Genomic DNA, 10,287 nt, shown 5'->3' on the forward strand with positions numbered 1-10,287 from the left:
AGCGTGCACCAGTCCGATGCGCAGCTGGCTCGATAGCCCGCGCGCCATGCCGACGGCACTCACGGCGTTGGACAGCTCCTCGGCTGCTTCATTCTCCTTGCCCGTCAAATCCAGCAGCAGCGCATTCGAAATGGAGCGGCAGGCTTCGGTGTTGGCATTGGCGCGCAGCGAGCGTTCCAGATCGCGGATCACGCCACTGGCCTGGTTCGCGTCGCCCTTGCGCACCAGCGCGCGCACCAGGTTCACATGATCCTCGGGATCGCGGAATTCGGAATAGCGCGCTTTCGCCACCACCTGCTTGAACGCTTTCTCTGCGCCGCTGATGTCGCCGGACTCGAACGACACTTCGCCCAGGTGCCGCAAGCGCTGCACCAGATGAGGCGAGATCGACACGGCATCCTCCAGCACTTTCTTGGCTTGCACGGTCTGGCCCATCGCCTCGTAAGTACGCGCCAGCAGGTCGTAGGCCGCCATCAGCTGCGGATTCAGCTCCAGCAGGCGCTCCAGCGTACCCTGTGCTTCGTCGTAGCGTTGCTGGGCAAACTGGCAGCGGGCGAGGCCCAGCTGCGCCCAGCCCGAGTGGCGCGTCACCATCACGCCCTGATAGACATGTTCGGCTTCCGCCAGTTCGCCCAGTTCGGACAACAGCTCGGCGCGCAGGCGGGCAAATTCGGTTGCGTAGCGGGCATGGGAGATTTCCGACTCGCGGCAAGCCTTCACCGCTTCGCGCAACTGGCCGGAAGCGATCTGCTGGTAGACCGGCATGAACAGCGCACGGCGGTCCACGGCGCGCGTGATCCGCTGCAGCAGCAGGTCCACCGTGAATGGCTTCAGCACGTAGTCGGTGGGCGTCAGTTCGGCAGCGCCCATCACCTTGCTGTGCACACCCTCGGAGGTGAGCATGATGAAGATGGCGGAACGGTCGATCAGCTTATGGTGCCGCAGGTCTTCCAGCAGCTGCTGGCCATCCTGGCCGCTGTCTTCGCTGCCGTTGCCCAGATCATACTCGCACAGGATGATGTCGAAGCGTTTGTTGCTCAACTGGCGGATGGCCGTGCCCGCGCTGACCGCGTACTCGATGCGTGAGATCGAGGACTGGCTAAGCATATTGTGCAAGTTTCCCCGCATCGCCGGATTCGGGTCAACAATAAGGACGGACAGGTCGCTGGTCAATGGCATCGTGCTTTACTCCGCGCTCGAAATGGCGCTGGTCTGGTTTGTTTTAGTTCGCAGTGCGATGTATTGGGACGACAGACCCGCCAGCATGGCGTGCCGCGGGTCGGCCTTGCGCAGCCGTGCCAGCAGCGCGGCGCACTGCTCGGCCAGAGGGGCGTCCCAGCCCTCGTCGTTCATCAGGCGCAGCATGGCGGAGGCGAGGGCGGACATCAGGCCCGGATTGTCCGGACGCCGCTTGAYGGCCGCCTTCAATACCTGAATGGCGCCGCGCTGGTCGCCCTGGCCGCTGCGGGCCGCGGCCTGCTTGACCAGATCATCGAGATAGCGCTCCACGCTATCGCCTTCGTTATGCGCCARGTCGCTGCGGCCGGCCTTGACATACAGGGCTTCGGCGTCGGCCTGGTTGATGCCGCTATGGGCATCGTCGGTGAAGGCGTCCAGCAAATGCATGGCTTCCTGATCGAGGCCATTCTCCAGGCAGCTTTGCACCAGACCCATTTTCAGGCCACGCGACAGGCCGCTGCAGGCTTCCAGCGCCTTGGCGGCGTTCGCCAGTTCGACTGCCGCCGCCGCGCCGTTGCCATTCAAGGCTTGCAGCATGGCGGCGGAATAGGCGCGGCAGGCATCGGTATTCGGTCCACTGCGGGAGGAGCGTTCCAGATCGCGCAGCACGGTGGCGGCGCCGGATGCGTCGCCCTTCTTCACCAGCGTGCGCACCAGATTCACGTGATCTTCGGGATCGCGGAATTCGGAATACTTGGCGCGGGCGACGACCTGCTTGAAGGTTTTTTCGGCCGCCGCCACGTCGCCGGTGTCAAAAGCCACCTGGCCGAGGTGGCGCAGGCGGCGCACCATATGGGGCGAGATGGAGACGGCGGCTTCCAGCACCTGTCGTGCATCGTCGGGCTGGCCCATGGCTTCGTGGGCGCGCGCCATCAGGTCGTATGCGGCCATGAACTTGGGATTCGCATCCAGCAGTGTTTGCAGCGTCTCCACCGCGGCGGCAAAGTTGCGCGCGGCGAACTGGCAGCGGGCCAGGCCGAGCTGAGCCCAGCCGACGTCGCGCGATTCGAGGATTTCAGCGTATGTGCCTTGCGCCGCCTCTGTGTGGCCAAGCGCCAGCAAAGCCTCGGCGCGCAGACGGGCGCATTCGGTGGCGTAGCGCGGATGGGCGGTCGCCGCGCTCTCGCTGGCGTCGATTGCTTCCTGGAGGCGGCCTTGTTCGAACATCTGGTGCACCGGCAGCAGGGCGTTGCGGCGGTCCACAGCACGCGCGATGCGCTGGGACAGCACGTCCACCGTAAAAGGTTTAAGAATGTAATCGGTCGGCGTCAGTTCGGCCGCGCTGACCACTTTGCCGTACATGCCTTCCGTGGTCAGCATGATGAACATGGCTGACTGGGAGATGATTTTGTGGTGGCGCAGGTCTTCCAGCAGCTRCTGGCCATCCTGGCCGTTTTCGCTGCCCAGATCGTATTCACACAGAATCAGGTCGTAATGGCGCTTGTCCAGTTGGCGGATGGCCGTACCGCTGCTCACCGCGTGCTCAATCTGGCGGACGTCGAGCTGCGACAGCATATTGTGCAGGCCCGCACGCATATGCTGGTTCGGATCGATGATCAGGACCGACAGGTTGTTATACGCTTGCATTGCGAAGTCAAAGTTCTCTCATTGGGAAGGAGAATACTCCAAGCACACCCCAAAATGGACGTTTTGCGCGTGTTTACGCCCTGCAAAAGCTAGTTTTGGCCGAAAATGTTGCTGCATTGCCATGGCGGCGGGGTGGGAAGAGGGGGCTGAAACCGGTATAATGTCGGCAAAGGAAATTCCGCAAGACCATTCAGCTCGTGCCCAGTATTCTTTTAATCCGCAGCTACGCTGCACCTACTGCCTCCCAACCATGTTGATTCTGCCGGGTTCAAACGCCCTGTCCGCATTCCGTAGCCAACGTCTTTTAACCCAACTGCAAGCTGTGCTGCCCTCGATTAGCTCGGTGCAAGCACGCTACATCCACTTCGTTGACAGCGCTTCCGAGCTGTCGGCCGACGACAAAACCCGCCTCAATGGCCTGCTGACGTATGGCGAGCCGGCCCTGGCGGAGCAAGCCGACGGCGTGGTGGAAGAATTCTTCGTCATCCCGCGCTTCGGCACCATTTCGCCGTGGGCTTCGAAGGCTACCGATATCGTGCATAACTGCGGCATGATCCACGTGCACCGCGTTGAGCGCGGCGTGGCTTACCGCGTGAACCTGAAGGGCGGTATCCTGGGCACCGGCCTGGGCGCGGCCAAGAAATTGTCGCCGGAAGAGGCGCAAGCCGTGGCAGCCCTGCTGCATGACCGCATGACCGAGTCGGTGCTGCGCAGCGCCGACCAGGCAGCCGGTCTGTTCTCCAGCCTGGACGCCAAGGGTCTGGAATTCATCGATGTGCTGGGCGCCGGCCGCCACGCGCTGGAAAAGGCCAATACGGACCTGGGTCTGGCGATGTCCGACGATGAAATCGACTACCTGGACAAAGCCTTCACCACCGCCAAGCGCAATCCGACCGACGTGGAGCTGATGATGTTCGCGCAGGCGAACTCGGAACACTGCCGCCACAAGATCTTCAACGCCGACTGGACCATCGACGGCGAACAGCAAGCCATTTCGCTGTTCAAGATGATCAAGAACACGCACGAGAAGAACCCGCGCGGCACCGTGGTGGCGTACTCGGACAACTCGTCGATCATCGAAGGTGCGGAAGTTACCCGCTTCTACCCGCGCGGCGAGAACCATGAATACGCGCCGTCCACGGAACTGGTGCACACCCTGATGAAGGTGGAAACCCACAATCACCCGACCGCCATTTCTCCGTTCCCAGGCGCCTCCACCGGCGCGGGCGGCGAGATCCGCGACGAAGGTGCAACCGGCCGCGGCGCCAAGCCAAAGGCTGGCCTGACCGGCTTCACCGTATCCAACCTGATGATCCCGGGTGCAGTGCAGCCATGGGAAAACGCGGCCAATGTGACCGCGCCGGTTGGCAAGCGCGATGAATCCAGGGTCTATGGCAAGCCGGAGCGCATCGCTTCGCCGCTGCAGATCATGATCGACGGCCCGCTGGGCGGCGCCGCGTTCTCGAATGAATTTGGCCGTCCGGTGCTGGGTGGCTACTTCCGAACATACGAGCAGAATATCGGCCAGCAGTTCGCTGGTGCGAAAGACGCTGTGTTTGGCTACCACAAGCCGATCATGATTGCGGGCGGTATCGGCAATATCTCTGGCAAGCACACGCACAAGAACGACATCCCAGTCGGCAGCCTGCTGATCCAGTTGGGCGGTCCTGGCATGCGCATCGGCATGGGTGGCTCGGCCGCTTCCTCGATGGCGACCGGCACCAACACTGCGGACCTGGACTTCGACTCCGTCCAGCGCGGCAATCCCGAAATGGAACGCCGTGCCCAGGAAGTGATCAACGGCTGCTGGCAGATGGCCGACAACAACCCGATCATCTCGATCCACGACGTGGGTGCGGGTGGCCTGTCGAACGCTTTCCCTGAAATTACCAACGACGCCAAGCGCGGTGCGATCTTCGATCTGCGAAAAGTGCCGCTGGAAGAATCCGGCATGGCGCCGAAAGAGATCTGGTCCAACGAATCGCAGGAACGCTATGTTCTGGCGATTGCGCCAAACGACCTGCCAGTGTTCCAGGCTCTGTGCGAACGTGAGCGCTGCCCCTTTGCTGTCGTAGGTGTGGCGACCGAAGAGCGCCAGCTGAAGGTGATCGACCAGGAAATGGGCAACAATCCGGTCGACATGCCGATGGAAGTCCTGCTGGGCAAACCGCCGAAGATGCACCGCGATGTGAAGCACGTGCAGAACGCGCTGCCTGCGATTGACCTGACCGGCATCCAGCTGGAAGAAGCGGCGCGCCGCGTTCTGCTGCTGCCGACCGTTGCGGACAAGAGCTTCCTGATCACCATTGGCGACCGTACCGTGGGCGGCATGTCGGTGCGCGACCAGATGGTTGGCCCATGGCAGGTGCCGGTGGCCGACTGCGCCGTGACTGCGCTGAGCTACGAAGGCTATGTGGGCGAGGCGATGTCGATGGGCGAGCGTACGCCGCTGGCCGTGATCGACGCGCCGGCTTCCGGCCGTATGGCGGTGGGCGAAACCATCACCAACCTGGCTGCTGCGCCGATCGCCGATATCTCCGACATCAAACTGTCCGCCAACTGGATGGCCGCATGCGGCCAGCCGGGCCAGGACGCTGCGCTGTTCGACACCGTGGCCGCTGTGGGTATGGAACTGTGCCCGGCGCTGGGTGTGTCCATCCCGGTGGGCAAGGACTCCCTGTCCATGCGCACCACCTGGAAGGATGAGGGCGAAGACAAGGCCGTGGTATCGCCGGTATCGCTGATCGTTTCCGGCTTCTCGCCGGTGTACGACGTGCGCAAGTCGCTGACCCCGCAGATCCGCACCGATCTGGGCGAGACTGCCCTGATCGTGATTGACCTGGGCCGCGGCAAGAACCGTATGGGCGCATCCGCCCTGTCGCAGGTGATGGGCCAGCTGGGCAACGACGCACCGGACGTGGATTCGCCGGAAGACCTGAAAGCCTTCTTCAACGCGATCCAGCAGCTGAACAAAGACGGCAAGCTCCTGGCTTACCACGACCGTTCCGACGGTGGCCTGTACACCACCCTGGTGGAAATGGCCTTCGCCGGCCGCGCCGGCCTGTCCGTCAACCTGGACATGCTGACGCTGGAATCCGAACACGCCATGGACCAGGGCGACGCCAAGAATTGGGCTGGCCAGATCGCTGAGCGCCGCAACGACTTCACCCTGCGCGCCTTGTTCAACGAAGAACTGGGCGCCGTGATCCAGGTGCGCGCCGAAGAGAAATCGGCTGTGATGGACGTTCTGCGTGCCCACAATCTGGGCGCCTGCAGCCATATCATCGGTAAGCTGAACGACCGCGGCGTGATCGAATTCACCCGCGATGCGAAGATCATCTACAGCGCACAGCGTTCCGCGCTGCACCGCCTGTGGAGCGAAACCAGCTGGCGCATTTCCCGCGTCCGCGARAATCCTGCCACGGCCGATGCGGAATTTGACCGCCTGCTGGACGAAACCGATCCAGGCATGCAGCCGAAGATCACTTTCGACATGGCCGACAATGTGGCTGCACCGTTCCTGAACACCGGCGTGCGCCCACGTGTGGCGATCCTGCGCGAGCAGGGCGTGAACTCGCATATCGAGACGGCGTGGGTGATGCACCAGGCAGGTTTCGCGGCTGTCGACGTGCACATGAGCGACCTGATTTCCGGCCGCGTGAAGCTGGATGACTTCCAGGGCATTATCGCGGTGGGGGGCTTCTCCTACGGCGACGTGCTGGGTGCCGGCGAAGGCTGGGCCAAGTCCATCCTGTTCAATCCGGAGATGTCGGAGCAGTTCGCGCGCTTCTTCCAGCGCAAGGACACCTTCGGCCTYGGCGTCTGCAACGGTTGCCAGATGATGGCCAACCTGAAGCCGCTGATCCCCGGTGCGCACGCCTGGCCGAAGTTCACGACCAACAAGTCGGAGAAATTCGAGGCTCGCTTCTCGATGGTGGAAGTGCTGGATTCGCCGTCCATCTTCTTCCAGGGCATGGCCGGCACCCAGACGCCGATCGCCATCGCCCACGGTGAAGGTTTCGCTGACTTCAGCCAGACCGGCAAGATCGATGAAGCCATTGCGGCAATGCGCTTCGTGGACAACCGCGGTGACGCGACCGAAGTCTATCCCTTCAACCCGAACGGTTCGCCACGTGGCCTGACTTCGGTCACCACGCCGGATGGACGCTTCACGGTCATGATGCCGCACGCAGAGCGCGTGTTCCGCACCGTGACGAACTCCTGGCACCCGGATGGCTGGGGCGAGGATTCGCCGTGGATGCGCATGTTCCGCAACGCGCGCAAGTTCATCGGCTAAGCTGCTGTCCGATCATCAGGCGATGGCCATCGGGCGTGCGTAATCCGAATTCACGGATGGCGCATGGCTCGTTGGTCAGGTCTTTGAAGATGTCGACGCGCGCATCCAGCGCGCGTCGGTAGTAGGCATCTACCTTATCGACAAGCAGGTAGGCGAAGTAGGCGTGGTCGCCCAGGCTAACGGGCGGCGGCGCTGACGGCCGCTCGGCCGCCATGATGGTGCAACTGCCATTCACGAAGATACGCCAGTCGGGTTCTTCGCTCTCGTGGATTTTGAAGGCGAGGACGCTGCGAAAGAAGGCGGCGGTGCGCTGCAGATCCGGTACGGCAATCACGAACATGGATTGCGTAATCATCCTCTCTCCTAAAGATGTTTGGCTGCCTCCCGGTAGCTCAGGGGCGCCAGTTGTGCGCGATGCTGGGCAAGGAAATTCCCGACCGCATCCGGCGCATGCCGGGCATAGTCGCGCAGCGCCCAGCCGATGGCTTTCTGGATGAAGAATTCCTTCTCATGGCTCAAGGCTAACGCATAACGGAACAGACGTGGCGCGTCAACGGCATCGCGCCAGCCGAGCTGGTGGAGCAGGGCGATGCGGCGCACCCAGAAATCCTCATCCTGCAAGGCTTCATCCATACCGTCGTGGCTGCCGCGCAGCACGTCGCCGACAATGCTGGCGGTGGCATCCACGCTATCCCACCAGGACTTGCGGCGTGCCAGTGCGATCAGGGCCGGCAGTTGCTCGGCGCCCAGGGTTTTCCAGCGTGCCGCAAGAATATCCAGCGCGGCGTACTGATATTCGCGCTGGGGCAGATCCCATAGCGTGCCGGCCAGCGCCAGCAGTTCGTTCTCCGTGGCGCCGCGCAGCGCCGCGATCAGGGGCTTGAGCGCTGCCCGGCGTGCAGGCGTTGGGATGCCAAGGAATTCGAAGTGATCGCGCATATAGGCGCGCATCGCGGGAGCGCGGACGGGATCGGCGAGCGGGGCGAGGGCGGCGATAACGCCAGCGGCGGTGGGAGAGGGAGGTGCTTTGGTCATAAAAAAAGCGCTCCGGAGAGCGCTTTCTTGTCCACTTACTGGATCTTGGCTTTCTTCAGCAGTTCGTCGCGGTAGGCGGCGACTTTGCGCTGGGTCAGGGCTTCAGCCACCTGGCCTTTCACTTCTTCCAGAGCCGGCAGCTTGGTTGGGCGAACGCCTTCCAGCTTGATCACGTGCCAGCCGAACTGGGACTGCACTGGCTTGTCGGTGAATTGACCTTCCTTCAGGGCCACCATGGCGTCGGAGAATGGCTTCACATAGCTGCCTGGAGCGGCCCAGTCCAGATCGCCGCCGTTGTTGGCGGAGCTGTCCTTGGATACTTTGGCCAGTTCTTCAAACTTGCCGCCGGCTTTCAGCTTGGCGATGATGTCCTGGGCTTCCTTCTCGGTGCCAACCAGGATGTGGCGTGCGTGGTATTCCTTGTCGCCGCGGGAAGCTTTGTGCTCGTCGTAAGCGGCTTTGATTTCAGCATCAGTTACCGGATGCTTCTTGACGTAGTCTTGCAGCATGGCGTTGATGATGATGGACTGGCGTGCGTTTTCCAGCGCCAGCTTGACTTCCGGCTTGGCGGCGAAGCCTTGCTTGTCGGCTTCCTGGATCAGCACCTCGCGGCCGATCAGGTCCTTCTTGATGGCTTCGCGCAGCTGAGGCGAATCCGGCTGGCCACTCTGGGCGGTCACTTGCTTGACCATGGCGTCCACGYGCGTTGCCGGGATGGCTTTGCCGTTGACGGTGGCTACGTTTTGCGCGAATGCTGGTGCGGCGACTACAGCGGTCAGTGCTAACAACAGGCTTGCTGGCTTCAACATCTTGTCTATTCCTAAGAAATAAAATGCAAAACCGGCGCCACACAGGCGCCGGACAGGTCAGATCAGCTGATTACTGAATCTTGGCTTTCTTCACCAGTTCTTCCTGGTAGGCTTGCAGCTTCTTCTGGATCAGCGCGTCGGTGATTTGCGGCTTGGCTTCTTCCAGGGTTGGCAGCTTCACAGGACGAATGTCGTCGACCTTGATCACGTGCCAGCCGTTCGGGGTCTGCAGTGGCTTCTCGGTGATCTGGCCTTTTTGCAGGCCTACGAAGGCGTCAGCAAATTGCTTAGGGAAGTTGGATGGGGTGCCCCAGTCCAGGTCGCCGCCGTTGGCAGCGGAACCAGCATCCTTGGAATTCTTGGCCAGGTCTTCGAACTTGGCGCCGCCTTTCAGCTTGGCGATGATGTCGGTCGCGTCCTTCTCGGACTCCACCAGGATGTGGCGTACGTGGTATTCCTTGTCGCCGGTCTGAGCAACCACGCGGTCGTATTCAGCCTTCACTTMGGCGTCGGCAACCGGGTGCTTCTTGACGTAGTCGGCAACCATGGCGTTCAGCACGATGGCCTGGCGGGCGTTTTCCAGCGCCTGCTTGACCTGTGGGTCGTTACCGAACTTTTGTTTTTCCGCTTCCTGCATCATTACTTCACGGCCGATCAGGTCTTTCTTGATGGCTTCACGCAGCTGAGGGCTGTCTTGTTGTTGGCCCTGTGCTACCAGCTGCTTGACGATGGCGTCAACACGGGAAGTAGGAATGGCTTTGCCGTTAACGACAGCAACGTTCTGAGCAAAGACTGGTGCAGACGCAACGGCGATGAGTGCGAGCAGCAGACGGGCTGGCTTGAAAGTCATTGATTTAATTCCTAAGGGAAAGTTACTCGAAAAACGTGGAGGAATTTGGGCGGATCGCCGAGATGTCTCTACTATTCAATTTGTTTGAGCTTCTTTGATTTGTATCCCAAAATTCCGCGCATATCATACTTCAGACGGTGCCAGTGCGGTAATGGCCAATGCATGAATTTCTTTATGCATCATATCGTGCACGGAATCATACACCAGCCGATGGCGTGTGACGAGTTTATGACCTTCGAATTTACCGGAGACGATACGGACCCGGTAATGCCCCCCGCCGGAGGCCGCTCCGGCATGCCCGGCATGCATGGCGGATTCGTCCTCAATATTGATCTGAACGGGTGCCAGGGCGGCTTCCAGGCGCTCGCGGATTTTGGCCAGACGCGGATCGCTCATGCTTCATCCTTGATATGTTTCGAAAGGTAAAAAGCCTGGGCAATAAAGAACAGAAGCATTAGTCCGGTCACGCC

Annotated in this window: 8 protein-coding genes; 1 reads left to right on the plus strand and 7 read right to left on the minus strand. The window is 61.4% G+C overall.

Annotated features, from left to right (window positions below; all coding sequences use genetic code 11):
- Together AB4Z11_RS11410 and AB4Z11_RS11415 are read right to left on the minus strand one after the other, a co-directional pair.
- Positions 1-1,179, minus strand: a 1,179-nt coding sequence (locus AB4Z11_RS11410; RefSeq protein WP_442025367.1) for a tetratricopeptide repeat protein, incomplete at its 3' end; no start/stop codon positions are given.
- Between the two features lie 6 nt (positions 1,180-1,185).
- Positions 1,186-2,826 (minus strand): tetratricopeptide repeat protein, encoded by a 1,641-nt coding sequence (locus AB4Z11_RS11415; RefSeq protein ID WP_442025368.1) that lies wholly within the window; start codon positions 2,824-2,826, stop codon positions 1,186-1,188.
- A 250-nt stretch (positions 2,827-3,076) separates the two neighbouring features.
- Between AB4Z11_RS11415 and purL the strand changes: the two genes are divergently transcribed.
- Positions 3,077-7,123, plus strand: coding sequence for a phosphoribosylformylglycinamidine synthase (purL, locus tag AB4Z11_RS11420; RefSeq protein ID WP_442025369.1), 4,047 nt, complete (start codon positions 3,077-3,079; stop codon positions 7,121-7,123).
- Here the strand turns inward: purL and AB4Z11_RS11425 are convergent.
- The 5 genes from AB4Z11_RS11425 to AB4Z11_RS11445 form a co-directional block, all read right to left on the minus strand.
- Complete coding sequence (locus tag AB4Z11_RS11425) at positions 7,113-7,478, minus strand: VOC family protein (protein WP_442025370.1); 366 nt, start codon at positions 7,476-7,478, stop codon at positions 7,113-7,115. The genes purL and AB4Z11_RS11425 overlap by 11 nt on opposite strands.
- 8 nt (positions 7,479-7,486) lie before the next feature.
- The gene (locus AB4Z11_RS11430) at positions 7,487-8,158 is read right to left on the minus strand and encodes a DNA alkylation repair protein (RefSeq protein WP_442025371.1); all 672 of its coding nucleotides are present in this window, start codon (positions 8,156-8,158) and stop codon (positions 7,487-7,489) included.
- A 35-nt stretch (positions 8,159-8,193) separates the two neighbouring features.
- Positions 8,194-8,967, minus strand: a complete 774-nt coding sequence (locus tag AB4Z11_RS11435) for a peptidylprolyl isomerase (RefSeq protein ID WP_442025372.1) — start codon at positions 8,965-8,967, stop codon at positions 8,194-8,196.
- Between the two features lie 70 nt (positions 8,968-9,037).
- The gene (locus tag AB4Z11_RS11440; RefSeq protein WP_442025373.1) at positions 9,038-9,817 is read right to left on the minus strand and encodes a peptidylprolyl isomerase; all 780 of its coding nucleotides are present in this window, start codon (positions 9,815-9,817) and stop codon (positions 9,038-9,040) included.
- 123 nt (positions 9,818-9,940) lie between these two features.
- Positions 9,941-10,213 (minus strand): BolA family protein, encoded by a 273-nt coding sequence (locus AB4Z11_RS11445; RefSeq protein ID WP_442025374.1) that lies wholly within the window; start codon positions 10,211-10,213, stop codon positions 9,941-9,943.
- Positions 10,214-10,287: the final 74 nt, after the last annotated feature.

Origin of the sequence: Pseudoduganella sp. RAF53_2, from assembly GCF_052113985.1 — a bacterium.
GTDB lineage: Bacteria > Pseudomonadota > Gammaproteobacteria > Burkholderiales > Burkholderiaceae_D > Rugamonas.